24 protein-coding genes are annotated in these 24,445 nt (G+C 59.5%); 12 read left to right on the forward strand and 12 right to left on the reverse strand.

What is annotated here, in order from left to right; genetic code table 11:
- Positions 1 to 17: 17 nt before the first annotated feature.
- Complete coding sequence (yihA, locus tag AD669_RS27680) at positions 18 to 662, forward strand: ribosome biogenesis GTP-binding protein YihA/YsxC (RefSeq protein WP_053125400.1); 645 nt, start codon at positions 18 to 20, stop codon at positions 660 to 662.
- Between the two features lie 408 nt (positions 663 to 1,070).
- On the opposite strand, the gene polA is transcribed toward yihA, so the two are convergent.
- Positions 1,071 to 3,875, reverse strand: a complete 2,805-nt coding sequence (gene polA / locus AD669_RS27685) for a DNA polymerase I (protein WP_053125407.1) — start codon at positions 3,873 to 3,875, stop codon at positions 1,071 to 1,073.
- 74 nt (positions 3,876 to 3,949) lie between these two features.
- On the opposite strand from polA, the gene AD669_RS27690 reads away from it, so the two are divergent.
- Entirely contained in the window at positions 3,950 to 4,240 is a 291-nt protein-coding gene (locus AD669_RS27690) for a DUF2782 domain-containing protein (RefSeq protein WP_053125408.1), read from the forward strand.
- A gap of 54 nt (positions 4,241 to 4,294) precedes the next feature.
- Positions 4,295 to 5,248 carry a homoserine kinase gene (locus AD669_RS27695; protein WP_053125411.1) on the forward strand — a complete coding sequence of 318 codons (954 nt, stop codon included), beginning with the start codon at positions 4,295 to 4,297 and terminating at the stop codon, positions 5,246 to 5,248.
- 83 nt (positions 5,249 to 5,331) lie between these two features.
- On the opposite strand, the gene AD669_RS27700 is transcribed toward AD669_RS27695, so the two are convergent.
- Complete coding sequence (locus tag AD669_RS27700) at positions 5,332 to 6,252, reverse strand: zinc ABC transporter substrate-binding protein ZnuA (RefSeq protein WP_082341510.1); 921 nt, start codon at positions 6,250 to 6,252, stop codon at positions 5,332 to 5,334.
- Positions 6,253 to 6,318: 66 nt separating this feature from the next.
- On the opposite strand from AD669_RS27700, the gene AD669_RS27705 reads away from it, so the two are divergent.
- Genes AD669_RS27705 through AD669_RS27720 form a run of 4 tightly spaced genes read left to right on the forward strand, consistent with a single transcriptional unit; the run spans position 6,319 to position 9,118 of the window.
- Entirely contained in the window at positions 6,319 to 6,801 is a 483-nt protein-coding gene (locus AD669_RS27705) for a Fur family transcriptional regulator (protein WP_053125415.1), read from the forward strand.
- On the forward strand, positions 6,801 to 7,586 hold the full coding sequence (znuC, locus tag AD669_RS27710) for a zinc ABC transporter ATP-binding protein ZnuC (protein ID WP_053125416.1): 786 nt from the start codon (positions 6,801 to 6,803) through the stop codon (positions 7,584 to 7,586). The genes AD669_RS27705 and znuC overlap by 1 nt, the downstream gene beginning before the upstream one ends.
- Positions 7,579 to 8,367: a zinc ABC transporter permease subunit ZnuB gene (znuB, locus tag AD669_RS27715; RefSeq protein WP_053125417.1), complete on the forward strand. Its 789-nt coding sequence runs from the start codon at positions 7,579 to 7,581 to the stop codon at positions 8,365 to 8,367. Before znuC ends, znuB begins: the two co-directional genes overlap by 8 nt.
- 37 nt (positions 8,368 to 8,404) lie before the next feature.
- A complete protein-coding gene (locus tag AD669_RS27720; protein ID WP_053125422.1) occupies positions 8,405 to 9,118 on the forward strand; it encodes a PA5502 family lipoprotein in 714 nt (237 codons plus the stop codon).
- Positions 9,119 to 9,240: 122 nt separating this feature from the next.
- Here AD669_RS27720 and katE read toward each other — a convergent pair whose 3' ends face one another.
- Positions 9,241 to 11,382 (reverse strand): catalase HPII, encoded by a 2,142-nt coding sequence (gene katE / locus AD669_RS27725; RefSeq protein WP_053125424.1) that lies wholly within the window; start codon positions 11,380 to 11,382, stop codon positions 9,241 to 9,243.
- 259 nt (positions 11,383 to 11,641) lie between these two features.
- Here katE and AD669_RS27730 point away from each other — a divergent pair, with 259 nt between their 5' ends.
- The 3 genes from AD669_RS27730 (at position 11,642) to AD669_RS27740 (ending at position 14,213) form a co-directional block, all read left to right on the forward strand.
- Positions 11,642 to 12,649 carry a methionine ABC transporter ATP-binding protein gene (locus AD669_RS27730; RefSeq protein ID WP_007911748.1) on the forward strand — a complete coding sequence of 336 codons (1,008 nt, stop codon included), beginning with the start codon at positions 11,642 to 11,644 and terminating at the stop codon, positions 12,647 to 12,649.
- Positions 12,650 to 12,654: 5 nt separating this feature from the next.
- Positions 12,655 to 13,365, forward strand: a complete 711-nt coding sequence (locus tag AD669_RS27735; RefSeq protein ID WP_172680176.1) for a methionine ABC transporter permease — start codon at positions 12,655 to 12,657, stop codon at positions 13,363 to 13,365.
- Between the two features lie 77 nt (positions 13,366 to 13,442).
- Positions 13,443 to 14,213 carry a MetQ/NlpA family ABC transporter substrate-binding protein gene (locus tag AD669_RS27740; RefSeq protein ID WP_053125426.1) on the forward strand — a complete coding sequence of 257 codons (771 nt, stop codon included), beginning with the start codon at positions 13,443 to 13,445 and terminating at the stop codon, positions 14,211 to 14,213.
- Between the two features lie 242 nt (positions 14,214 to 14,455).
- Here AD669_RS27740 and AD669_RS27745 read toward each other — a convergent pair whose 3' ends face one another.
- The 5 genes from AD669_RS27745 to AD669_RS27765 are packed head-to-tail and all read right to left on the reverse strand — an operon-like array spanning position 14,456 to position 18,364.
- Positions 14,456 to 15,091: an SCO family protein gene (locus tag AD669_RS27745; protein ID WP_007911741.1), complete on the reverse strand. Its 636-nt coding sequence runs from the start codon at positions 15,089 to 15,091 to the stop codon at positions 14,456 to 14,458.
- Positions 15,088 to 15,987, reverse strand: a complete 900-nt coding sequence (cyoE, locus tag AD669_RS27750; protein WP_038365028.1) for a heme o synthase — start codon at positions 15,985 to 15,987, stop codon at positions 15,088 to 15,090. Before cyoE ends, AD669_RS27745 begins: the two co-directional genes overlap by 4 nt.
- Entirely contained in the window at positions 15,975 to 17,054 is a 1,080-nt protein-coding gene (locus AD669_RS27755; RefSeq protein WP_053125428.1) for a heme A synthase, read from the reverse strand. The genes cyoE and AD669_RS27755 overlap by 13 nt, the downstream gene beginning before the upstream one ends.
- Positions 17,055 to 17,064: 10 nt before the next feature.
- A complete protein-coding gene (locus AD669_RS27760; protein WP_053125430.1) occupies positions 17,065 to 17,658 on the reverse strand; it encodes a hypothetical protein in 594 nt (197 codons plus the stop codon).
- Positions 17,624 to 18,364, reverse strand: a complete 741-nt coding sequence (locus tag AD669_RS27765) for an SURF1 family protein (protein WP_053125433.1) — start codon at positions 18,362 to 18,364, stop codon at positions 17,624 to 17,626. The genes AD669_RS27760 and AD669_RS27765 overlap by 35 nt, the downstream gene beginning before the upstream one ends.
- Positions 18,365 to 18,435: 71 nt before the next feature.
- Here AD669_RS27765 and AD669_RS27770 point away from each other — a divergent pair, with 71 nt between their 5' ends.
- Positions 18,436 to 18,639, forward strand: coding sequence for a twin transmembrane helix small protein (locus tag AD669_RS27770; protein WP_007911731.1), 204 nt, complete (start codon positions 18,436 to 18,438; stop codon positions 18,637 to 18,639).
- A 109-nt stretch (positions 18,640 to 18,748) separates the two neighbouring features.
- On the opposite strand, the gene AD669_RS27775 is transcribed toward AD669_RS27770, so the two are convergent.
- The 4 genes from AD669_RS27775 to coxB form a co-directional block, all read right to left on the reverse strand.
- Positions 18,749 to 19,636 (reverse strand): cytochrome c oxidase subunit 3, encoded by an 888-nt coding sequence (locus AD669_RS27775; RefSeq protein ID WP_053125435.1) that lies wholly within the window; start codon positions 19,634 to 19,636, stop codon positions 18,749 to 18,751.
- Positions 19,637 to 19,661: 25 nt separating this feature from the next.
- Positions 19,662 to 20,213: a cytochrome c oxidase assembly protein gene (locus AD669_RS27780; protein WP_053125438.1), complete on the reverse strand. Its 552-nt coding sequence runs from the start codon at positions 20,211 to 20,213 to the stop codon at positions 19,662 to 19,664.
- A gap of 345 nt (positions 20,214 to 20,558) precedes the next feature.
- Complete coding sequence (gene ctaD, locus AD669_RS27785) at positions 20,559 to 22,145, reverse strand: cytochrome c oxidase subunit I (protein WP_016986466.1); 1,587 nt, start codon at positions 22,143 to 22,145, stop codon at positions 20,559 to 20,561.
- Between the two features lie 82 nt (positions 22,146 to 22,227).
- Complete coding sequence (gene coxB, locus AD669_RS27790; RefSeq protein ID WP_053125439.1) at positions 22,228 to 23,355, reverse strand: cytochrome c oxidase subunit II; 1,128 nt, start codon at positions 23,353 to 23,355, stop codon at positions 22,228 to 22,230.
- 369 nt (positions 23,356 to 23,724) lie between these two features.
- On the opposite strand from coxB, the gene AD669_RS27795 reads away from it, so the two are divergent.
- Entirely contained in the window at positions 23,725 to 24,375 is a 651-nt protein-coding gene (locus AD669_RS27795) for a hypothetical protein (protein ID WP_053125446.1), read from the forward strand.
- Positions 24,376 to 24,445 lie beyond the last annotated feature (70 nt).

The following is a 24,445-nucleotide window of genomic DNA, read 5'->3' on the forward strand; positions in this document are numbered from 1 at the left end:
CCCACATCGGAAATCCCATGCAACTCAAGAATCCCATCCTCGGCCTGTGCCAACAGTCCACGTTCATGCTCAGTGCCGCCAAAGTCGATCAATGCCCTGACGACGAAGGCTTCGAAGTCGCGTTTGCCGGCCGTTCCAACGCCGGCAAATCCAGCGCACTGAACACATTGACTCACGCCAGCCTGGCGCGCACCTCGAAAACGCCGGGTCGCACACAGCTGTTGAACTTCTTCAAGCTAGACGAAGATCGCCGTCTGGTCGACCTGCCGGGCTACGGTTATGCAAAAGTACCGATCCCGCTGAAGATGCACTGGCAGCGTCACCTTGAGGCTTACCTCGGTGGCCGCGAGAGTTTGAAGGGTTTGATTTTGATGATGGACATCCGTCATCCAATGACCGACTTCGACCTGCTCATGCTCGACTGGGCCGTTGCGGCCGGCATGCCGATGCACATCCTGCTGACCAAGGCCGACAAACTGACCTACGGCGCAGCCAAAAACACCCTGCTCAAAGTGCAGTCGGAAATTCGCAAAGGCTGGGGTGATCTGGTCACCATCCAGCTCTTCTCTGCACCAAAACGCATGGGCCTGGAAGAGGCCTACACTGTATTGGCCGGCTGGATGGAACTGGCAGACAAAGGCGCCGAGACGGCAGCCGAGTAAGTCGGGATATGGAAATTTGTTTGTAGTGTGTTCAGGCAAGGCGAAAGGGCAGTGAAAAGCGGAGTTTAGGGAAACTAAATGAGCATTTGAGCTGCGCTTTCAACGCAGCATGAACGCGCTACAGACAAATTTTGGGCAAAAAAAGCCCCGGATTTCATTGGGGAGGGAGAAATTCCGGGGTTTAAGTTCCGAACCGCTAGGGCGGGGTTCAGATATCTGCCAACACTTAACACAACATAGGAGCATTGAAGGGCTTCACCAGCCATTCAGTAACTCTGAGTAGTGATCTTCCAGATTAGTTCAGATTATTTTCGAAAAGCTTTGGAATAACCCCAAGCGCTTTTCGAAATAAGCAGGATTTATCGGGTTTGCCGCGACGCTATGTCGCGGCGACCGACATCAACTGGCTCAGTGAGCCTCATCCCAATTGTTGCCCACACCCACTTCGACCAGCAGCGGTACATCCAGTTTCGCCGCTTCGCTCATGTGCACGCGGATTTCGGCGCTGACCTGCTCGACCAGATCCTCGCGAACCTCCAGCACCAATTCATCGTGTACCTGCAGGATGACGCGAGCGTCCAGCCCGGACGTCGCCAGCCATTCATCAACAGCCACCATGGCTTTCTTGATGATATCGGCAGCGGTGCCCTGCATCGGCGCGTTGATCGCCGTGCGTTCGGCGGCAGCGCGTTCCTGCGGCTTGTTCGAGTTGATCTCCGGCAAATACAGACGACGGCCAAAGAACGTCTCGACATAACCCTGATCCGCCGCCTGCGCGCGGGTGCGATCCATGTACTCGCGAACCCCCGGATAGCGGGCGAAGTAGGTGTCGATGTAAGCCTTGGCAGTCTTGGTGTCGACGCCGATGTCCTTGCCGAGCTTCTGCGCGCCCATGCCGTAGATCAGGCCGAAGTTGATCGCCTTGGCGCCACGGCGCTGATCGGAGCTGACTTCGTGCAGTTCGACCTTGAACACTTCGGCAGCGGTCGCGGTGTGCACGTCAAGATTGTTGCGGAAGGCGTTCATCAGGCCTTCGTCCTTGGACAGGTGCGCCATGATCCGCAGCTCGATCTGCGAATAGTCCGCCGCCAGCAGTTTGTAGCCTTTCGGCGCGACGAACGCCTGACGGATACGACGACCTTCAGCGGTGCGCACCGGAATGTTCTGCAGGTTGGGATCGCTGGAGGACAAGCGACCGGTCGACGCTACCGCCTGATGATACGAAGTGTGGATACGCCCGGTACGCGGGTTGATCTGCTCCGGCAGGCGATCGGTGTAAGTGCTTTTCAGCTTGCTCATCGAGCGGTGCTCCATCAGCACCTTCGGCAAGCGGTGATCGTCTTCGGCGAGTTTCGCCAACACTTCTTCAGCGGTGGACGGCTGGCCCTTGGCGGTCTTCTTCAGCACTGGCAGACCGAGTTTCTCGTAGAGAATCACGCCCAACTGCTTTGGCGAGCCGAGGTTGAATTCTTCCCCGGCGATCTCGAACGCTTCGCGCTCCAGCGCGACCATTTTGTTGCCCAACTCGATGCTTTGGATGCCGAGCAGCTCCGCGTCAACGAACGCGCCCTGGCGTTCGATGCGCGCCAGCACCGGCACCAACGGGATTTCGATGTCGGTCAGCACGCTGGCCAGACTCGGGATCGCGCTGAGTTTTTCGAACAGAGTCTGGTGCAGACGCAGGGTGATGTCGGCGTCTTCGGCGGCGTACGGGCCGGCCTGTTCCAGCGCGATCTGGTCGAAAGTCAGCTGCTTGGCGCCTTTGCCGGCGATGTCCTGGAAGCTCACGGTGGTGTGATCCAGATACTTCTGCGCGAGGCTGTCCATGTCGTGGCGCGTCGCGGTGGAGTTGAGCACGTAGGACTCAAGCATCGTGTCGAAGGCGATGCCGCGCACGGTGATGCCTTGGCTCTGATCACCACCGATGGCGCAGTTGGCCAGGATATTCATGTCGAACTTGGCGTGCTGGCCGACCTTGAGCTTGCTCGGATCTTCCAGAATCGGCTTGAGTGCACGCAGCACGGTGTCGCGATCCAGCTGCTCTGGCACGCCGATGTAGGAGTGGGTCAGCGGAATGTACGCGGCCTCGTTGGCCTGCACGGCGAACGACAGGCCGACCAATTGCGCCTGCTGCGCATCGATGCCGGTGGTTTCGGTGTCGAAGGCGAACAGCTTGGCGTTGTTGAGTTTTTCCAGCCAGACGTCGAAACGTGCCTGATCGAGGATGGTTTCGTACGCCGCTTCGGTCGGAGCAGCAGGAGTTTCGATGTCTGGCGCGCTGAACAGATCGCCAGCCGACGCAGGCTCGCTGGCCGCGCTCAATTCCAGACGTTTGGCGTCGCGATCCAGATCATTGATCCAGCTTTTGAATTCCAGCAGCGAGTACAGCTCGTAGAGCTTGGCCGGGTCTTCTGCGCCCATTTGCAGATCGTCGAGTTCGACGTCCAGCGGCACATCGATCTTGATCGTCGCCAGTTGATAGGAGAGGAATGCCATCTCCTTGTGCTCTTCGAGCTTGGCCGGCAGGGTTTTCGCGCCGCGAATCGGCAGGGTCGGGACGATGTCGAGATTGGCGTACAACTCGGTGAGGCCACCGTTGACGCCGACCAGCAAGCCGGAAGCGGTCTTCGGGCCGATGCCCGGAACGCCTGGAATGTTGTCGGACGAATCGCCCATCAGCGCCAGATAATCGATGATCTGCTCCGGTGCGACGCCGAATTTCTCCTTCACGCCTTCCACGTCCATCGAGCTACCGGACATGGTGTTGACCAAGGTAATGTGGCCATCGACCAGTTGCGCCATGTCCTTGTCGCCAGTGGAGATGATCACCGGACGATCCGCCGCCGCGCTGCTGCGGGCGAGGGTGCCGATCACGTCATCAGCCTCGACGCCTTCCACGCACAGCAGCGGGAAACCGAGGGCGATCACGCTCTGGTGCAGCGGCTCGATCTGCACGCGCATGTCGTCGGGCATGCTTGGGCGATTGGCTTTGTATTCGGCGTACATCTCATCGCGAAATGTCCCACCCTTGGCGTCGAACACCACGGCGAACGGGCTATCCGGGTACTGCTTGCGCAGACTCTTGAGCATGTTCAGCACGCCTTTGACCGCACCGGTCGGCAGGCCTTTGGAAGTGGTCAGTGGTGGCAGCGCGTGAAAGGCGCGGTACAGGTAAGACGAACCGTCCACCAGGACGAGGGGGGCTTGGCTCATGAGCAGGATCAACCTTTTCGGCGGGTCCGGCGCTAGAATAGCGGGACCGTTGACGACAAAGGGACAAGGTTATCATGCGTACGTTAAATCGCTTGCTGCTGGTCGGTCTGATTGCTGCCTCACCGTTGGCCGCGATAGCGGCGGATGATGCACCGACAGGGGAGCCGGAAGTTACCATCCGCACGGAAGGCGACAAGACCATTCAGGAGTACCGCCAGAACGGTTTCCTCTATGCGATCAAAGTGACCCAGAAAGGCTTTCCGCCGTACTTTCTGGTGCGTGCCGACGGGACGGATGCCAACTTCATCCGCTCGGATCAGCCGGATATGCTGATTCCGTCATGGAAGATTTTCGAATGGAAGTAAGTTTTTAATTCACCCGGCGCCGCAATTGGCGGCGCCCGTACTGGCAGTTAAAACATGTCTGTGTTCACGCCCCTGGCTCGGCCCGAGCTGGAAACCTTTCTCGCCCCTTACGGGCTAGGCCGTCTGCTTGATTTCCAGGGGATCGCCGCCGGCAGCGAAAACACCAATTTCTTTATCAGCCTGGAGCAGGGCGAATTTGTCCTGACCCTGGTCGAGCGCGGCCCGGTGCAGGAGATGCCGTTCTTCATCGACCTGCTCGACGTGCTCCACGAAGCTGATCTGCCGGTGCCGTACGCACTTCGCACCACAGACGGCGTGGCGTTACGTGAGCTGAAAGGCAAACCGGCGCTGCTGCAACCGCGCCTGTCGGGCAAACACATCAAAGTCGCCAATGCCCAGCATTGCGTGCAGGTCGGCGAATTGCAGGCGCATCTGCACCTGGCGACGCAGGGCGAGCGCATGATCAAGCGCAAGACCGATCGTGGCCTCGACTGGATGCTGGAAGAGGGCAACGCGTTTCTCTCGCACCTGAGCGATGAGCCACGGGCCTTGCTGCAAAAGGCGCTGGATGAAATCAGCGAGCGCAAAGAGAAGATTCTCGCGTTGCCTCGGGCGAACATTCATGCGGATTTGTTTCGCGATAACGCGATGTTCGAAGGCACGCACCTGACCGGGCTGATCGACTTCTACAACGCCTGCTCAGGGCCGATGCTGTACGACGTGGCGATTGCCTTGAACGACTGGTGTTCGGACGAAGAAGGTTTGATCGATGGCCCGCGTGCCCGCGCGTTTCTTGGCGCTTATGCGGCGCTACGGCCGTTCACGGCGGCGGAGGCTGAGTTGTGGCCAACGATGCTGCGCGTGGCGTGTGTGCGGTTCTGGCTGTCGCGGTTGATCGCGGCTGAGCAGTTTGCCGGGCAGGATGTGTTGATTCACGATCCGCGGGAATTTGAGCAGCGCTTGGCGCAGCGGCAGCAGGTTCATACACCTTTGCCTTTCGCGCTTTAAGATCAAAAGATCGCAGCCTTCGGCAGCTCCTACATGGAATCACCTGTAGGAGCTGCCGAAGGCTGCGATCTTTTTCTATGGGTTTACAGAGATTCCAGGCACCCGGCCAAATCATTACCCAACTTTTCCAACACCTGCTCATACCCCTCAGCCGTCGCCGGGGTGTACCCGCCCAACGCATCCAGCTCAGCCAGTTTCACCGGCAAACCCGCCACCAGCGTCTCCGCCAGACGCGGACGCAACGGCGGCTCGCTGAACACACAGGTTTTGCCGACTTCCTGCAAACGCTTGCGCATCGCCGCGACATGCTGCGCGCCCGGTTGCACTTCGGCGGCCACGCTGAACACCCCGGTGTGTTTCAGGCCGTAAGCCTCTTCAAAGTAATCAAACGCTTCGTGAAAGACGAAGTACGGCTTGCCTTCAACGCTGGCCAGACGCTGCTTCAAACGCTGATCCAGTGCATCCAGACGCTCATCAAACGCCTTGGCATTGCTCTGATAGCGCTCGGCATTCGCCGGGTCGGCAGCGCTGAGGTCTGCGGCCATCTTGTCGGCGATCACTCGCGCATTCACCGGCGACAGCCACAAATGCGCATCCAGTGTGCCCGGGCGATGATCGTGATCATGCTCGTCGGCCTCTTCGGCGTGGGAGTGGCTGTCTTCAGCAAAACGCCGCAGCTTCATCCCCGGCAGATCCTGCACCGCCACGCTCGGCAGCGTACGACCGTTCAGCACGCGCGGCAGGAATCCTTCCATGTCCGGGCCGATCCAGTAGAGCAGATCGACCGATTGCACCTTCCGTACGTCGGATGGCCGCAGCGCGTAATTGTGCGGCGAGGCACCCGGCGGCAGCAGCACTTCGGGAATCGCCACACCGTCCTGCACGGCCGCTGCAATCAGCTGCAACGGCTTGATGCTGGTGAGGACTTTGACCTCGGCCTGAGCCGAACCGATCAGCAGAAAACTGGCGACAAAAGCCACAAAAACAGAAAAAAGTCGGGACACGATGACCACTCAAGGAGGCGAGAACGGGTAACATAATAACGTCTCTATCAAAACTCGTCGCCGCCCATGCCTATTACACCGATTGCCAGCCGTCCCCACGACCACTCACATTGCGTGCACAGCGCTTTGTCCGAGGCCGATACCTTGTGCGCCCAGAAAGGCTTGCGCCTGACCGCGTTGCGCCGCCGGGTGCTGGAATTGGTGTGGCAAAGCCACAAGCCGCTGGGCGCCTACGACATTCTCGCCGTGCTCAGCGAGCAGGACGGCCGTCGCGCCGCGCCGCCAACCGTGTATCGCGCGCTGGATTTCCTCCTGGAAAACGGCCTGGTGCACCGCATCTCTTCGCTGAACGCCTTCGTAGGCTGCGTCCATCCGGAGCACGCGCATCAGGGCCAGTTCTTGATTTGCCGCGAATGCCACGCCGCCATCGAACTTGAGCAAAAAGTGATCAGCGACGCGATCATCAACAGCGCCAAAGACGTTGGTTTCATCGTCGAAGCGCAGACCGTCGAAGTCGTCGGTCTGTGCTCCGGTTGCCAGGGGGCTTGATGAGCAATGCGCTGATCCGTCTGGAACAGGTCGCCGTCACGTTTGCCGGGCAGACTGTGCTGGACAACATCGAGCTGAGCGTCGAGCCGGGGCAGATCGTTACACTGATCGGCCCCAACGGCGCCGGCAAGACCACGCTGGTGCGCGCCGTGCTCGGGCTGTTGAAGCCGAACAGCGGCAGCGTCTGGCGCAAGCCGAAGCTGCGCGTCGGCTATATGCCGCAAAAACTCCACGTCGATCCGACCTTGCCGCTGTCGGTGCTGCGCTTTCTACGGCTGGTGCCGGGCGTTGACCGTCCGCGTGCGCTGGCCGCGTTGAAAGAAGTCGGCGCCGAGCACGTCATCGACAGCCCGGTGCAAAGTGTTTCCGGCGGTGAAATGCAGCGCGTATTGCTGGCGCGGGCATTGCTGCGCGAGCCGGAATTGCTGGTGCTCGACGAGCCGGTGCAAGGCGTCGACGTCGCTGGGCAAGCCGAGTTGTACAGCCTGATTACCCGTCTGCGCGATCGCCATGGTTGCGGCGTGTTGATGGTGTCCCACGATTTGCATCTGGTGATGAGCACCACCGACCAGGTGGTCTGCCTCAACCGTCACGTCTGCTGCTCCGGGCATCCCGAGCAGGTCAGCGGCGATCCGGCGTTTGTCGAGCTGTTCGGCAAGAACGCGCAGAGCCTGGCGGTCTATCACCACCATCACGACCACGCTCACGACCTGCACGGTTCGGTGGTCAAAGGGCCGGTGATTGGCCAACCTCACGTTCATGGAGACAACTGCAAGCATGGCTGATTTTCTGTTGTATGCCCTGCTTGCAGGTCTGGCGCTGGCGATCGTTGCAGGTCCGCTGGGTTCGTTCGTGGTCTGGCGGCGCATGGCCTATTTCGGCGACACCCTGTCCCATGCCGCGTTGCTCGGTGTGGCGCTGGGCTTTTTGCTGGATGTCAGCCCGACGGTCGCGGTCACCGTAGGCTGCCTGCTGCTGGCGGTGCTTTTGGTGACTTTGCAACAGCGCCAACCGCTGGCGTCTGACACGCTTTTGGGAATTCTCGCACCCAGCACGCTCTCTCTCGGCCTGGTGGTACTAAGCTTCATGCATGAAGTGCGGATCGACCTGATGGCTTATCTGTTCGGCGACCTGCTGGCGATCAGCCCGATTGATCTGGCGTGGATCCTCGGCGGCAGCGCGGCGGTGCTGGTGTTGCTGGTGACATTGTGGCGGCCATTGCTGGCGATCACCGTGCATGAAGAGCTGGCCAAGGTCGAAGGCCTGCCGGTTGCAGGTCTGCGCATGGCGCTGATGTTGTTGATTGCGGTGGTGATCGCGGTGGCGATGAAAATCGTCGGTGTGTTGCTGATTACTTCACTGCTGATCATTCCGGCGGCTGCGGCACAGCGTCACGCCCGATCGCCGGAGCAAATGGCGGTCGGAGCGAGCCTGCTGGGTATGGTCGCGGTGTGTGGCGGCCTTGCTTTGTCATGGTTCAAGGACACCCCGGCAGGCCCGTCAATCGTTGTGACGGCGGCCGCACTGTTTCTGCTGAGTTTTGTTCTGCCCCGTCGTGGGGTGTAGACTTGGCCGCTTTTTGCGCAAATAGAGAGTCGCAGGAATGAAGCCGTTCGCCTCCCGTTATCTGCTCCTTGTCGCATTTTCAGTGCTGCTGGGCGCCTGCCAAAGTACTCCACCGGTGGTTGAAGCCCCCGATGCGCGGGCTACGGCCATCGCACAGCTGGAGCAAAGCCTGGCCAGCAGCGAACTGGCCACCGCTGAAGACCAATTGGCCGCTTTGCAGAAAGAAACCCCAAACGATCAATCCCTTGAGCAATACCAGCGGCAATTGGCCGAAGCGTATCTGCGTCGCAGCCAGATTGTGTTGCAGAAGGGTGATGTGAATGCCGCCGCTACGGCGCTGAGCCGTGCCCGCGTGCTGATGCCGAAAGCGCCGGCGCTGACCGGTGGCGTCAACGGCGCGATTACTGAAGCGCGCAAGGCTGAGCTGGAGAAGGCTGAAGCAGCGCTGCTGGCCGCTGAGGCCAAGCCGAAAGCCAAGGTGATCGATCCGACCGCCGAGAGCACCACGGTTGCGCTGAACATCACCGATAGCCACAAACTTCGCCGCCAACTGGATGCGATCGCCGCCGATGTGGTGAATTATGAGTGTGGGGTGACGATTCAGGCACCACGGACGAATGACTATCCTTGGTTGTCGACGTTGCTGACCAAGCGGGTCAAGAAGCTCAACCCGGATTTTGATCTGAAGATCGAGAAGCAGATCGTGCGCACCGTGCCGGCGCAGATGGTTCTTAGTCCGCGTAAACCTTAAAAAGCTTCGCGAGCAAGCTCGCTCCCACAGGGATCTCCAGTGAACACAAAATTTGTGTTTATAGGAGAACCCTTGTGGGAGCGAGCTTGCTCGCGAAAGCGTCCTTTCAACCAACGAAGATCTTAAGCTGGAATGGCCTTGGCCTTAGGCTCACGAGCCCAAACCCGATGCTGCCCAATCGCAGCAAAGAACGGCTTGGTCAGCCCCGGTACATCCTTGCCTTGCAACAACCCGGCATCCGCTTCCAGTTTCAGCAGATCCTGCAATTGCTTGGCATCACCCTGCAATGCAATCGCCTTCAAATGCTTGTAAGCCTCCAGCACGTAGTGCAACGCCACGCCGTCACCGCTCAACGCTTTGACCGACGCCGCGCCGCCCGGCACAAACACCGCATCGAAAATCACCGACGGCATGCCTTCCATCGAAGCATCCACAGGCAACATTTTTCCGTCCGCAGTTTTCACCGGCGCCGAAGTCGGGCCGAGCAATTTGGCGTGCGCACCTTCCGCCGCCAATGCCTTCTTCATCGCATCAATCGCCGCACCATCGACGCCGTTGGCAGCAAGAATCGCCACTTTGCGGGTTTTAATGTTCTCTGGCAGCAGATTCGCCTGGCTCAGCGCTGGCGAGTGATCGAACGACACCTTGCGCGCATCCACCGTGCCTTTGGTAGGCGCAGGCAGACCCAGGTTGGCCGCGACGCGTTTGGCCAGTTCCAGATCAATGTTGGCCAGAATCTCGTTCACCTCGCGCGCGCGGATGAACTCGCGTTCAACCTTGCCCAGCTCGAAGCTATAGGCCGCGATGATGTGCTCTTTCTCGTGGTCGCTCATGCTGTTGAAGAACAACGTTGCCTGAGAGAAGTGATCGCTGAACGACTCGCTGCGCTGGCGGATCTTGTTCGCGTCGATACGCTCTGGATAACTTTCAAAACCACCGTTCTGCGCGGCAGGCGGGGTTTCTTTCGGCCAGCCGCCATCAATCGAGTTCGGCTCGTAAGAGGCACGACCCTTGTCGATCACCGTACGGTGCTGCGCATCGCGCTGGCCATTGTGGAAGGGCGCGACCGGGCGGTTGATCGGCAGCTCATGAAAGTTCGGCCCACCGAGTCGGCTGATTTGCGTATCGGTGTAGGAAAACAACCGACCTTGCAGCAGCGGGTCATTGGAGAAGTCGATGCCCGGCACGATGTGGCCAGGGCAGAACGCAACCTGCTCGGTCTCGGCGAAGAAGTTGTCCGGGTTACGGTTCAAGGTCATTTTGCCCAGCGGCGTGATCGGCACGATTTCTTCGGGGATCAGCTTGGTCGGGTCGAGGATGTCGAAATCGAAGTCGTGCTCGTTTTCCTCCTCGATGATCTGCACACCAAGCTCCCATTCAGGGTAGTCGCCCATCTCGATCGCTTCCCAGAGGTCGCGGCGATGGTAGTCGGTGTCTTTACCGGCGAGCTTCTGCGCCTCGTCCCAGACCAGCGAGCAAGTGCCGGCAGTCGGGCGCCAGTGGAATTTGACGAAGCGCGATTTGCCTTCGGCGTTGATCAGCCGGAAGGTGTGCACGCCGAAGCCTTGCATGCTGCGCAGGCTTTTCGGGATCGCCCGGTCGGACATCGCCCAGATAACCATGTGCGCCGATTCCGGCACCAGCGAGACGAAATCCCAGAAGGTGTCGTGGGCAGAGCCACCGGTAGGGATTTCATTGTGCGGCTCGGGTTTCACTGCGTGGACGAAGTCGGGAAACTTGATCGCGTCCTGAATGAAGAAGACCGGCATGTTGTTGCCGACCAGGTCGAAGTTGCCTTCATCGGTGAAGAACTTCACCGCGAAACCGCGCACGTCGCGTACGGTGTCGCCGGAGCCACGCGGGCCCTGCACCGTGGAAAAGCGCACAAACACCGGCGTCTTTTTCCCCGGATCCTGTAGGAAACCGGCCTTGGTCAGTGTCGAATGGTTCTCGTAAGCCTGAAAGAAACCATGGGCGCCAGTGCCGCGCGCGTGGACGATGCGCTCCGGGATGCGTTCATGGTCAAAGTGCGTGATTTTTTCACGCATGATGAAGTCTTCAAGCAGCGATGGCCCGCGCGGGCCGGCCTTCAGGGTGTTCTGGTTGTCAGCAATCTTGACGCCCTGATTGGTGCGCAGGGCTTGGCCAGTGGCGTCGGAGCGAAATTTCTCCAGGCTGTCGAGTTTGGCGTTGGTGTTGGCTCGATCCGGGGCATCGGTTCCGGCCATCTGGCTTTTGTCGGACGTAGGCTTCTTGCTCATCAGTCGTAAACTCCTCGGTTGACCCCGTGTTTGCCGGGGACTCTTGAGTGGTTCCCGGGCACGGCACCCAGGGTTTTCAAGTCGCTTACTTAGTGACTGATGAGGCGCTCGGAGCGTTCCTTTTTTATGACCTTTGATCTTGTTATTGCCAAATCGAAGGTTAATTGCGAAATAAATGCTAAGAACCTCTATACGGACAGGCTAAAATGCGCGCCCGGCTAACCGCTGATCCTTTTCTAACGCGCCCCACAAGGTTCGCTACGTGATCGAGTTTCAAAACGTCCACAAGACTTACCGCGTCGCCGGTAAGGATATTCCCGCGCTGCACCCGACCAGTCTCTCGATTGAGAACGGTCAGGTCTACGGCCTGATCGGCCATTCCGGTGCGGGAAAAAGTACTCTGCTGCGTCTGATCAATCGCCTGGAAGATTCCAGCGGCGGCAAGATCTTCGTCGACGGTGAAGAAGTCACCGCGCTCGACGCCAAAGGCCTGCGCCGTTTCCGTCAGCAAGTCGGGATGATCTTCCAGCACTTCAACCTGTTGGCCTCGAAGACCGTCGCCGACAACGTTGCGTTGCCGCTGACCCTGGCCGGTGAGTTGTCGACCAGCGAGATCAATCAGCGTGTGGCTGAACTGCTGGCGCGCGTTGGTTTGTCTGACCACGCCAAGAAGTACCCGGCGCAATTGTCCGGCGGCCAGAAGCAGCGCGTCGGCATCGCCCGCGCTCTGGCGACCAAGCCGAAGATTCTGCTGTGCGACGAAGCCACCAGTGCCCTCGACCCGCAGACCACCGCTTCGGTGCTGCAATTGCTGGCCGAGATCAACCGCGAGCTGAAACTGACCATCGTCCTGATCACCCACGAGATGGACGTGATCCGTCGTGTTTGCGATCAAGTAGCGGTGATGGACGCTGGCGTGATCGTCGAGCAAGGTTCGGTGGCCGATGTGTTCCTGCATCCGCAGCACCCGACCACCAAGCGTTTTGTTCAGGAAGACGAGCAGGTCGATGAAGGCGAGCAGCGTGATGATTTCGCGCACGTGCCGGGCCGTATCGTCCGTCTGACCTTCCAGGGCGAAGCGACCTACGCACCGTTGCTCGGTACCGTCGCCCGGGAAACCGGGGTCGACTACAGCATCCTCGCCGGTCGTATCGACCGCATCAAAGACATCCCCTACGGGCAATTGACCCTGGCCGTCACCGGTGGCGACATGGAAGCGGCCTTCGCCCGCTTCACCGCCGCTGATGTCCACATGGAGGTGCTGCGTTAATGGAAATGTTCGACGCTGCAATCAAGAACTACGACGCCGCGATAGAAGCCATCAAGCTGTTCTTCCAGAACATCGACTGGCTGGAAATCGGCCTGGCGACCAACGACACCATGATGATGCTCGGCGGCTCGCTGCTGTTCACCGTGTTGCTCGGCCTGCCGCTGGGCGTGCTGCTGTTTCTCTGCAGCCCGCGCCAGTTGCTGGAAAACCGCGTTCTCTACGCGATCATGTCGTTGGCGGTGAACATCCTGCGTTCGCTGCCGTTCATTATTCTGTTGATCGTGATGATCCCGCTCACCGTGCTGATCACTGGCACGTCGCTGGGCGTGGCCGGTGCGATTCCGCCGCTGGTGGTGGGTGCCACGCCGTTCTTCGCGCGTCTGGTGGAAACCGCGCTGCGTGAAGTCGATCGCGGCATCATCGAAGCGACCCAGGCCATGGGCGCGACCACGCGGCAGATCATTCTCAACGCATTGCTGCCAGAAGCCCGTCCGGGCATCTATGCAGCGATTACGGTGACGGCGATTACACTGGTTTCCTACACGGCAATGGCCGGTGTGGTCGGCGCCGGTGGTCTGGGTGACCTGGCGATCCGTTTCGGCTACCAGCGTTTCCAGACTGACGTGATGATCGTCACCGTGGTGTTGCTGCTGATTCTGGTGCAAGTGCTGCAGATGGTGGGCGACCGTTTGGTCGTGCATTTCTCGCGCAAATAAGCGGTTTTTGTATTGAACAGATGAGCCGGCCATTCGCTGGCAGGCGCCAGACGGGCGCCTCATAAGGAGTTAGCTGAATGAAAAAACTGATCGCTGCTTTCGCTGCCGTTGCAGCATTCTCGGCCCACGCCGAAACCCTGACCGTTGCCGCCACCCCGGTGCCGCACGCAGAAATCCTCGAGTTCGTGAAGCCAGCCCTGGCCAAAGAAGGCGTGGATCTGAAGGTCAAGGTCTTCACCGACTACATTCAGCCGAACGTACAGGTCGCCGAAAAGCGTCTGGACGCCAACTTCTTCCAGCACCAGCCGTACCTCGATGAGTTCAACAAGGCCAAAGGCACTAATCTGGTCGCCGTGACCGGTGTGCACCTGGAGCCGCTGGGTGCTTACTCGAGCAAGATCAAAGATCTGAAAGACCTGCCAAGCGGCGCCAACGTGGTGATCCCGAACGACGCCACCAACGGCGGCCGTGCGCTGTTGCTGCTGGCCAAGGCTGGCGTGATCACGTTGAAGGATCCGACCAACATCCTGTCGACCGTCAAAGACATCGCGACCAACCCGAAAGACCTGAAAATCCGTGAACTGGAAGCCGCGACCATCCCGCGCGTGCTGACTCAGGTTGACCTGGCGCTGATCAATACCAACTACGCGCTGGAAGCCAAGCTCGATCCGTCCAAGGATGCGCTGGTGATTGAAGGTAATGACTCGCCGTACGTGAACATCCTTGTGTCCCGCCCGGACAACAAGGACAGTGAGGCGATGAAGAAACTCGCTGCTGCGCTGCACAGCCCGGAAGTGAAGCAATTCATCACCGAGAAGTACAAAGGCGCGGTGCTGCCGGCGTTCTGATTTAGATTGCTGCAACGAAAAAAGGGACGCCACTGGCGTCCCTTTTTTGTGTCTGAAATACCGCTCCGGTAGCACTAAATTTGTGGTGAGGGGATTTATCCCCGATGGGCTGCGCAGCAGCCCCAAATGCAGCATTTGCGCGCTAACTGGTTTGCTGCATTCAGGGGTATTGGGACGGCTGCGCCGTCCATCGGGGATAAATCCCCTCGCCACAAAGGGTTCTCGGTGCGTCCATTGGTGACTTATTTGCGGTTTAGCATGACCGGGAGTTGCGCAACCAGTTTGGCGTTGTTCAATGGCGCACGAATAAACCCACGCTGGGTGCCATCCGGGCCAATCACCGCGAGGTTACCGCTGTGATCCACCGTGTAATTCGGCTTACTGGTATCCGCCGGAATAAACGGAATACTCACCGCATTCGCCACCTTCTGCAGCTCTTCAATCGAAGTCGGCGTCAGGCCGACAAACTGCGGATCAAAGTAGCCCAGATATTGCTTCAACTGCTTCGGGTTATCGCGGTTCGGGTCAACGCTGACCAGCACGATCTGCAACTTATCCACGGCGTCTTTCGGCAGTTCACTCTTGATCTGGCGCAGCTGTGCGAGGGTGGTCGGGCAGATGTCCGGGCAGAAGGTGTAGCCGAAGAACAACAGACTCCACTTACCTTTCAACTCATTGATCGCCACCGGTTTGCCGTCCTGATCGGTCATCGTTACGTCCGGTAGATTCCTGCTCTGCGGCAGCAGAATAATGCCGGCATCGATCAGCGCAGTCGGGTCGCCCTGGCCCTTGCCGCTCAGCACTTTGTTGACGGTCAGGCCGAGGATCAGCGCGATCACGGCGACGAGGATGAAGACGGTTTTCTGGGTTCGAGTCATAGGTTCAACAGTAAGTAGTGGTCTACGAGCAGGGCGATGAACAGCAGAAACAAGTACCAAATAGAGTACTTGAAGGTGTTGATCGCCGCGTGCGGCCGAGTGCCACGGTACAGCACCACGGCCCATTGCAGAAACCTTGCGCCCAGAGCGAGCGCGCAAATCAGGTAGAGCACGCCGCTCATGTGGATCACGTAAGGCAGCAGACTCACCGCCAGCAGCGCGAAGGTGTACAGCAGAATGTGCACTTTGGTGTAGTGCTCGCCGTGGGTGACCGGCAGCATCGGGATGTCGGCCTTGGCGTATTCCTCTTTGCGATGGATCGCCAGCGCCCAGAAGTGCGGCGGCGTCCAGGCGAAGATGATCAGCACCAGCAACAACGGTTCGGCGCTGACGTGGCCGGTGGCGGCAGTCCAGCCGAGCAGAGGCGGAGCGGCGCCGGCGAGGCCACCGATGACGATGTTCTGCGGCGTCGCACGTTTGAGGAAACCGGTGTAGATCACCGCGTAACCGAGAAGCGAAGCGAGCGTTAGCCACGCCGTCAGCGGATTGGTGAAGGTCAGCAACAACGCCTGACCGAGCAGCGCCAGAACCAACGCAAAGGTCAGCGCCGCTGCGGGCGAAACCCGGCCCTCGGCCAACGGCCGTTTATGCGTACGCGCCATCACCGCATCAATGCGCCGATCAACCACATGATTGACCGCTGCCGCGCCACCGGCACACAGCGCAATCCCCAGATTGCCGAACACCAGCACCGTCCATGGCACCCCGGCGCGGGTCGCGAGGAACATGCCGACCAGCGAGGTGATCAGCATCAGCACCACGACTTTCGGTTTGGTCAGTTCCAGATAATCACGCCAGATTGCCTGATGCGGACGTTCGCCAATCAGAATCGCCACGGCGTTTCTCCTTTAATAGTGATGGGCGCGGCCGAGTGTTTACGCGGGCTCAGGCGCCAGCGCGCGAGCACCGGTTGTTTGACTCGAACCAGACTGGTGCGCGCGTGGTAATTGACCAGCACCATGGTCAGCAACAACGCGGCTCCGCCGGCGTTATGCGCGACAGCTACCGGCAGCGGCAGATGGAACAACACGTTGCTGATGCCGAGGGTGATCTGCGCCGCGAGGGCGACGAGAACCAGACCGGCCAACCGCGTCATGCCAACCACTTTTAGTTGCCAGGCGAGACCGAGCAGCACCAACGTCACCAGCAACGCGCCGATACGGTGAGTCAGGTGAATCGCCGTGCGCGCATCGCTGTCGAGTTGCCCGCCGAGATAATTCGGGCCGATGTGTTGAGTCAGGTGAAAGCCGTTGGCGAAATCCGCCGGTGGCAACCACTGCCCGTGGCAGGTTGGGAAGTCGATACACGCCACCGCCGCGTAGTTGGAGCTGACCCAGCCACCCAGCGCGATCTGGCCAATCACCAACAACAATCCCGCCGTCGCCCAATACTGCAAACGCTTGGGCACGGTCAGCGCCGGCAACACGCCGGACAATCTCAAGGTCAGCAAAAACAGCAGACTCAACGTCGCAAAACCGCCAAGCAAATGCCCGGTTACCACTTGCGGCCAGAGCTTGAGCGTCACCGTCCACATGCCAAACGCCGCTTGCGCAAACACCACCGCCAGCAGAAACAGTGGCAGCTTCAATGGCTGCCCCGGATGGCGACGGTTAACCCACGCGCGCCCGGCCAGAATCGAAATGAGCAGGCCGAGGGTGCCGGCGAAGTAGCGGTGGATCATCTCGTTCCAGCCCTTGTGCGCCTCCACCGGCGAATCGGGGTAATGCAGTTCGGCATGGGCCAGTTGCGCTTCGCTTTTCGGCACGCTGATAAACCCGTAGCAGCCCGGCCAGTCCGGACAGCCGAGGCCGGCGTGGGTCAGGCGCGTATACGCGCCGAGCAGCACCACAATCAGGGCCAGCAGGGTGGCAAACAGCGCGAGGCGAAATCCAGGTTTGGCCATGACGATGCCCTTATCCGATGTTCGACAGTTTCAGCAGGTGACGCAGGTCGTTGAGCAGATCCTTGCCTTTCACATTCGGCTCGTAACGCAGCACGAGATTGCCGTGCGGGTCGATGATCCACAGTTGCGGCGTGGCTTTGTCGCCCGTGGTTTTACTGAACACAGCGGCGTCCAGCGGATAGCGTTGCAGCTGTGGATATTCGCGGTTGAGCTTGGCGTCGTAATCAGTGCTGACCGGTTGCGCAACGGCGAGGGCATGGCTGGCGCGGCCGGCATCGCGACCGAGGCCGATCTGAATCTGCCGCGCCAGATACACCAATTGCTGGCAGTCCACTGCGCAATCCTTCGGTGCGGTGACCAGGATCTGCCAGCGCTCCTCATCGGCTTGCACGCCGAGGTCGGCGCGGGTCTGGCCGTTGCCGATCAGTTCACCGTGATAGCTGCGTCCGTCCGGGACCCAGAACTGCAACTTGTACATGCCGGTGGCGAGCACCATCGGGCCGATCACGCCGAGCAAGATCAGCAGCAGCTGAACGCGCCCGCGACGGCGGCTGGCGGCAGGTTTCGCCTCAGACATGCTGGGTGGATTCATGGCCGTTCCCATGGTGTTTCTCCTTTGCGTTGTGCAAGCCCAAATAGACGTAGAGGCCGAGCAGGGCGGTGGCCATGGCGAACCACTGCACGGCGTAACCGAGGTGTTTTTCCGGGCCCATCGCAACCACCGGCCAATCGGCCTCGTAGCTGGCCGGGCCGGGTTCGGCGCGTAATTCGTAGGCGAAGCCGTCGCGGTCGAGGGTTTGCCACAGCTTGGCGGGTTCGACGGCGGTGATGGTTTGTGGCCAGGTGCTGCTGACTGGATCAGCGTGCAACTGAAAAGTTGCGCCGGGGGCGACGTAGACCCAGGCATCGATATTCAACGCCTCAGTGGGCGTGGTGAATTGCGGCGGTACACGGCGATCCGGCCACGGCAACCAGCCGCGATTGACCAGCAGCCACAAACCGCTGCGTTGATCCTGAAACGGTTGCAGCAACTCGACGCCGACCTTGCCGTTACGCTGGCGGTTATCCAGCAGCAAGCTGTGCGCGGCATCGAACTGGCCGTGCAGATGCACGCGGCGATAGGCCGGATCGGATGTGTGTGGCAACTCGGTGCTGGCCATCGGCTCGGCCGCGCGACGTTCGGCGTAACTGGCGAGCAGGGCGGTTTTCTCGGCGCCCCGGCTCAGTTGCCAAAAGCCCAAAGACACCAATAGCGGCAGCAATAACGCCACCACCACGGTCGGAATCACGCCCGGACGAAAGCGCTTCATGGCCGCGCCACAAAGTCAGTCGTTGCGCTCGCTATACTCAATTGCATCGCCTGTCCCCCGGAGTTCTTCCCATGCTCAAAACAGCGATCGTCCTGATGCTGATTGCCACGGTGATCAGCCTGTTCAGCGGCCTGTTTTTCCTGGTCAAGGACGACAGCAGTTCCAATCGCCTGGTCATCGCCTTGAGTGTTCGGGTGGCATTGGCCGCTGCCACCGTCGGCTTGATCGCCTGGGGCTTTTACAGCGGCCAATTGGTCTCGCATGCACCGTGGTAGACACTAGTTGCAAGTGGCAAGCGGCAAGCTACAAGTTAAAAGCCTTACCGCTTTGCCTTGAAGCTCGAAGCTTGCAGCTTGCAGCTTTTGTTGTGGCTTGCAGCTGTTGTTAAAGTACGTAAACGAAGATAAACAGGCCGATCCACACCACGTCGACGAAGTGCCAATACCAGCTCGCCGCTTCGAAGCCGAACTGGTGCTCGTTGTCGAAGTGGCCCTTCATGATCCGCATCAGCATCACAAACAGAATGATCGTGCCGATGGTCACGTGGGCGCCGTGGAAACCGGTGAGCATGAAGAACGTCGCGCCATAAATGCCCGAACCGAGGGTCAGCCCCAGTTCGTGATAGGCGTGAATGTATTCCTCAGCCTGGAAACCGAGAAACGCGCAACCGAGCAGCACGGTGATCGCCAGCCAGATTTTCAGCGCGCCGCGATGGCCCTTTTTCAAGGCATGGTGGGCGATGGTGATGGTCACACTGGAGCTGACCAGCAGGATCGTGTTGATCAGCGGCAGGCCCCACGGGCTGATGACGTCCTTCGGTGGCGGGAACAGTTTCGGATCCGGTGTGTGCAGCAGCGGCCAGGTGAACTGGAAGTTCGGCCAGAGCATATGCGCGATGCCTTTGGTGCCTTCGCCGCCGAGCGCCGGGCCGGAGACGTGGCGCACGTAAAACAGCGCACCGAAGAAGGCGACGAAGAACATCACCTCGGAGAAGATGAACCAACTCATGCCCCAGCGAAACGAGCGATCCAGCTGCGCGCTGTAGAGTCCCGCGCGGCTTTCCTTGATCACCGCGCCGAACCAGCCGAACAGCATGTACGCCAGCAACAGGCCACCGACGAAAAAGATGTACGGGCCGTGGGATTCCGGGCGCGCCGCCTTTAGATCGTTGAACCAGACGGCCAGGCCGTACACGGTGATCGCCATGCCGAAGGTCGCAATGATCGGCCATTTGCTTTGCGGCGGAACGTAATAATGCTCATGAGTTGCCATTTATTGTTCTCCTTATCGGGCACGCTCAACCGCCAGTGTTTACAGCCACTGGCGGATGTCGGGCGGTGATATCGAACAGCGTGTAGGACAGCGTCAGGTGCTTCACATCCTTGGGCATGTCGCGGTCAACAATGAAGCGCACCGGCATCTCGATCTGCTGACCGGGCTGCAGCACTTGCTGGGTAAAGCAAAAGCATTCGGTCTTGTGGAAATACGCCGCCGCGTTACTTGGCGCGATGCTCGGCACGGCTTGCGCACTCATCGGTTTGTCGGTGGGATTGCGCGCGATGAAGATCATCTCGTTGACTGCGCCGGGATTGGCGGTGAGTTCGTCATGTTTGGGATAAAAATCCCACGGCATGTCGACGTTGTTGGTCGACAGAAACTGCACGCGCACCTGGCGCGAAGTGTCGACCACTTGCTCACCCTCGTACTGCCCACCGGTCTTGCCGTTGATGCCGAAGGCTTTGCACATCACGTCGTAGATCGGCACCAGGGCAAAGCCGAAAACGAACATCGCTACCACGACACCGAGGAGGCGGGTGACGAGTTTCTTCATCGAGATCGAATCAGCCATGGCTTCCACCTCCCCGGTGATTACCGTTGCCTGGCAATACCTTTGTGGTGAGGGGATTTATCCCCGACCGGCTGCGCAGCAGTCGTAAAGCCGGCGCATGGGGTGTGCCTGATACACCTTGGTTGCAGGTTTTGGGGCTGCTTCGCAGCCCATCGGGGATAAATCCCCTCGCCACAGTGGATCTGTGTGCATCCAGAGAATATCTGTGAGCATCCACAGGGGCTCTATTTGCATCCAACAAATATCTTTGAACATCCACAGGGGCTTTGTGTGCATCCAAAGAAGATTTGTGAGCATCCACAGGGGATCTGTGCCTCTGCACCAATTTCACAAAAGGCTGGATATTCATTTCACTTCCGGCGGTGTGGTGAAGGTGTGGTACGGCGCCGGTGACGGCACGCTCCACTCCAGACCTTCCGCGCCATCCCAAGGCTTGGCCGGTGCTGGCGGGCCGCCGCGTATGGTTTTGATCACGATGAACAGGAAGAAAATCTGCGTCGCGCCGAACATGAACGCGCCGATCGACGAGACCATGTTGAAGTCGGCGAATTGCAGGTTGTAGTCCGGAATCCGTCGTGGCATCCCCGCCAATCCGACAAAGTGCATCGGGAAGAAGGTCAGGTTCATGCCGACAAACGACAGCCAGAAATGCAGCTTGCCGAGGGTTTCGTCGTACATGTGGCCGGTCCATTTCGGCAGCCAGTAATAGGTCGACGCGAAGATCCCGAAGATCGCCCCCGGCACCAGCACGTAGTGGAAGTGCGCGACGACAAAGTAGGTGTCCTGATACTGGAAGTCCGCCGGGGCGATGGCCAGCATCAGCCCGGAGAAACCGCCGATGGAGAACAGGATCACGAACGCCACGGCAAACAGCATCGGCGTCTCGAAGGTCAGCGAGCCTTGCCACATGGTGCTGGCCCAGTTGAACACTTTCACCCCGGTCGGCACCGCGATCAGCAGCGTCGCGTACATGAAGAATAACTCGCCCACCAACGGAATGCCGACCACGAACATGTGGTGCGCCCAGACAATGAACGACAGGAAGGCAATGCTCGCCGTCGCATAAACCATCGAGGTGTAGCCAAACAGCGGCTTGCGCGAAAAGGTCGGGATGATCGAGCTGACGGCGCCGAAGGCCGGCAGGATCATGATGTACACCTCGGGATGCCCGAAGAACCAGAACACATGCTGGAACAACACCGGATCACCGCCACCGGCGGCACTGAAGAAACTGGTGCCGAAGTGGATGTCCATCAGCATCATCGTCACGCACCCGGCCAGTACCGGCATCACCGCGATCAGCAGGAATGCGGTGATCAGCCAGGTCCAGACGAACAGCGGCATTTTCATCAGCGTCATGCCGGGGGCGCGCAGGTTGAGAATGGTCGCGATCACGTTGATCGCGCCCATGATCGAGCTGATGCCCATCAAGTGGATGGCGAAGATGAAGAAGGTCACGCTTTCCGGCGCGTACGTCGTCGACAGCGGCGCGTAGAACGTCCAGCCGAAGTTCGGCCCGCCACCGGGGGTGAACAGGGTCGACACCAGGATCAGAAACGCCGCCGGCAACAGCCAGAAGCTGAAGTTGTTCATCCGCGGCAGGGCCATGTCCGGCGCGCCGATCATCAACGGGATCATCCAGTTGGCGAGGCCGACGAAGGCCGGCATCACCGCACCGAAGACCATCACCAGACCGTGCATGGTGGTCATCTGGTTGAAGAACGCCGGCTCGACGATTTGCAGCCCCGGCTGGAACAGTTCGGCGCGTATCACCATCGCGAACGTACCGCCGAGCAGGAACATGCAGAACGCAAACCACAGGTATAGCGTGCCGATGTCCTTGTGGTTGGTGGTCAGCACCCAGCGCATCAGGCCTTTGGCGGGGCCGTGGGCGTGGTCGGCATGACCATGGTCATCGATGACTGCGCTCATGGCCGGTCTCCTGTACGTGAGTGGGCGGGGCAGGCCGGGGCGCGCTGCCCCGGCCGGTTCACGAAGTACGCGATAGACCGGCTCATTTGCTTTCCGCCTGTTTCAGCTCCAGCACTTCTTTTGGCGTGACCATGTCGCCCTTGTTGTTGCCCCAGGCGTTACGTTCGTAGGTCACGACCGCTGCGATATCGACTTCCGACAGCTGCTTGCCGAACGCCGCCATGGCGGTGCCGGGCTTGCCGTGGAAGACGATGCTCAAGTGGCCTTCTTTCGGTCCGGTGGCGATTTTCGAGCCCTTGAGCGCCGGGAACATTGGCGGCAGGCCCTGACCTTCGGCCTGGTGACAGGCCACGCAAGTGGTGTGATAAATCTTGTCGCCGCGTTCCTTGAGTTCGTCGAGGGTCCATTCCTTGCTGGTCAGCTCTTTAAGCTGCGCGGCTTCGGCTTTGCGCTCGGCGAGCCATTTGTCGTAGTCGGCTTTCTCCTTGACCTCGACCACGATCGGCATGAAGCCGTGATCCTTGCCGCACAGTTCGGCGCACTGGCCACGGTAGATGCCGGGCTTGTCGATGCGCGTCCACGCCTCGTTGACGAACCCCGGAATCGCATCGCGTTTGACCGCGAAGGCCGGCACCCACCACGAGTGGATAACGTCGGCGGAGGTCACGAGGAAGCGCACCTTGGCCCCGGTCGGCAGCACCAACGGCTTATCGACCTCGAGCAAGTAGTGCTCGCCCTTGGCTTCCTTGTTGTGGATTTGCTCGGCGGGGGTGGCCAGGTTGCTGAAGAACTCGACGTCCTGACCCAGGTATTTGTAGTGCCACTTCCACTGATAACCGGTGATCTGGATATCGATATCCGGCTCACTGGTGTCGTACATCTTGATCAGGGTGGCGGTCGCCGGCACGGCCATCGCTACCAGAATCAGGAACGGTACGACGGTCCAGAGAATCTCGACGGTGGTGCTTTCGTGGAATTTTGCGGCGACCTGCCCGGTAGAACGGCGGTGCACCATCATCGACCAGAACATGGCGCCGAAGACGATGATCCCGATCACCACACAGATCCAGAAAATGGTCATGTGCAGGTCGAATACTGCGTGACTGATTTCAGTCGCTCCAGGCGCCATATTCACAGTCCATGCGGCGTGTGCCGGACTGAAAATCGACCACAACAGGAGGCCCATCCAGACGTGTGGATGTCGCATCATTGCGGGTTCCCCTTATCGTTCTTGTTATCCCGCCGGCTTTCGCCTGCGGCAAGGGAGCGGCTGCATCAGACTACGAACTTGAATCGCCGGGCCTTGCTGCGGGTGCAGTCGGGCGTCATCAGCTAACTCCATTCACTGGCGAGTATAGTCAGCGGCTGAGAATTGCAACGTGGCGAGGTAAATGATCTGAAACAGCTGGAACTTGCGTTCAAGGTCACGAATGGAGAAGGATGCAGACGAGTGGTGGCAAATCGATATAACGCAGCTGCATCAAGGATGAAATAATTATGACAAATGCGTCTTAGCAATTTTCGTAAGCCAGCTAACTTATGTCTTCCCTAATTCATTGCCTTGTTCCCTGGAGTTTTCATGAACACCGCCGCATTGCGCGAGCAGATCCAAACAGCCCAACAGCACGAGAAAGACACCGGCCTGCTGACCCGTCAGCTGGAAAGCAAGCTGCCTCATTTACACCCGGCCATTCAACTGCCGGAAGCCGACGCCCAAGGCGTGCTGACGCGTTTTGTCGCCGCCTACATCGATGAAGTGCCAGACCTGCTGGATGCAGCCAATGAAGTCGCCAGGGAAGCGGGAATCGAATCGCAGATCAAACCGGTGCTGAAAATCGCCGAGCAGTATTTCCTCCAGCCGCCCGCCATCATGGCCGGGCATGTTGGCCTGGATAGCCTGCTGGATGAAGCCTATCTGGCGCACCGTTTTGTCGAAGAGGTCAACGACCTGTACATCAAGCATTTCGGCCAGCCACTGATCCCCTTGGACATGACGGTCGCCAACTTGATTGCTCACCAATTGATCGGTGAGGAATTTGCCAACCAACTGGACGAAGCGGTGCATCACGCGATCGACGAGATGCTCAACGACGAAAGTTTTGCGCTGGAATCGGTAGAAGCCTACCGCGAAAAACTCAGCAGCCCGGACACCGGCGCAGCGTGGAAACGCTGGCCGTGCATGAGCCGCCGATTGGGCGTAGGCCTGGAACTCGACCAGCCCGCCGCATAATGTTTTTGTAGGAGCAAGGCTTGCCCGCGAAGGCGGCGTGCCAGATAACGATGATGTCGTCTGACACGCC

Origin of the sequence: Pseudomonas sp. P1.31 (genome assembly GCF_001269815.1) — a bacterium.
GTDB classification, from domain to species: Bacteria; Pseudomonadota; Gammaproteobacteria; order Pseudomonadales; family Pseudomonadaceae; genus Aquipseudomonas; species Aquipseudomonas rustica.

Coding starts and splice junctions, on each gene's coding strand:
- yihA (WP_053125400.1), top strand. CDS start 18: ATGCAACTCAAGAATCCCATCCTCGGCCTGTGCCAACAGTCCACGTTC.
- polA (WP_053125407.1), bottom strand. CDS start 3,875: ATGAGCCAAGCCCCCCTCGTCCTGGTGGACGGTTCGTCTTACCTGTAC.
- AD669_RS27690 (WP_053125408.1), top strand. CDS start 3,950: ATGCGTACGTTAAATCGCTTGCTGCTGGTCGGTCTGATTGCTGCCTCA.
- AD669_RS27695 (WP_053125411.1), top strand. CDS start 4,295: ATGTCTGTGTTCACGCCCCTGGCTCGGCCCGAGCTGGAAACCTTTCTC.
- AD669_RS27705 (WP_053125415.1), top strand. CDS start 6,319: ATGCCTATTACACCGATTGCCAGCCGTCCCCACGACCACTCACATTGC.
- znuC (WP_053125416.1), top strand. CDS start 6,801: ATGAGCAATGCGCTGATCCGTCTGGAACAGGTCGCCGTCACGTTTGCC.
- znuB (WP_053125417.1), top strand. CDS start 7,579: ATGGCTGATTTTCTGTTGTATGCCCTGCTTGCAGGTCTGGCGCTGGCG.
- AD669_RS27720 (WP_053125422.1), top strand. CDS start 8,405: ATGAAGCCGTTCGCCTCCCGTTATCTGCTCCTTGTCGCATTTTCAGTG.
- AD669_RS27735 (WP_172680176.1), top strand. CDS start 12,655: ATGTTCGACGCTGCAATCAAGAACTACGACGCCGCGATAGAAGCCATC.
- AD669_RS27740 (WP_053125426.1), top strand. CDS start 13,443: ATGAAAAAACTGATCGCTGCTTTCGCTGCCGTTGCAGCATTCTCGGCC.
- AD669_RS27745 (WP_007911741.1), bottom strand. CDS start 15,091: ATGACTCGAACCCAGAAAACCGTCTTCATCCTCGTCGCCGTGATCGCG.
- AD669_RS27755 (WP_053125428.1), bottom strand. CDS start 17,054: ATGGCCAAACCTGGATTTCGCCTCGCGCTGTTTGCCACCCTGCTGGCC.
- AD669_RS27760 (WP_053125430.1), bottom strand. CDS start 17,658: ATGGGAACGGCCATGAATCCACCCAGCATGTCTGAGGCGAAACCTGCC.
- AD669_RS27765 (WP_053125433.1), bottom strand. CDS start 18,364: ATGAAGCGCTTTCGTCCGGGCGTGATTCCGACCGTGGTGGTGGCGTTA.
- AD669_RS27770 (WP_007911731.1), top strand. CDS start 18,436: ATGCTCAAAACAGCGATCGTCCTGATGCTGATTGCCACGGTGATCAGC.
- AD669_RS27775 (WP_053125435.1), bottom strand. CDS start 19,636: ATGGCAACTCATGAGCATTATTACGTTCCGCCGCAAAGCAAATGGCCG.
- AD669_RS27780 (WP_053125438.1), bottom strand. CDS start 20,213: ATGGCTGATTCGATCTCGATGAAGAAACTCGTCACCCGCCTCCTCGGT.
- ctaD (WP_016986466.1), bottom strand. CDS start 22,145: ATGAGCGCAGTCATCGATGACCATGGTCATGCCGACCACGCCCACGGC.
- coxB (WP_053125439.1), bottom strand. CDS start 23,355: ATGATGCGACATCCACACGTCTGGATGGGCCTCCTGTTGTGGTCGATT.
- AD669_RS27795 (WP_053125446.1), top strand. CDS start 23,725: ATGAACACCGCCGCATTGCGCGAGCAGATCCAAACAGCCCAACAGCAC.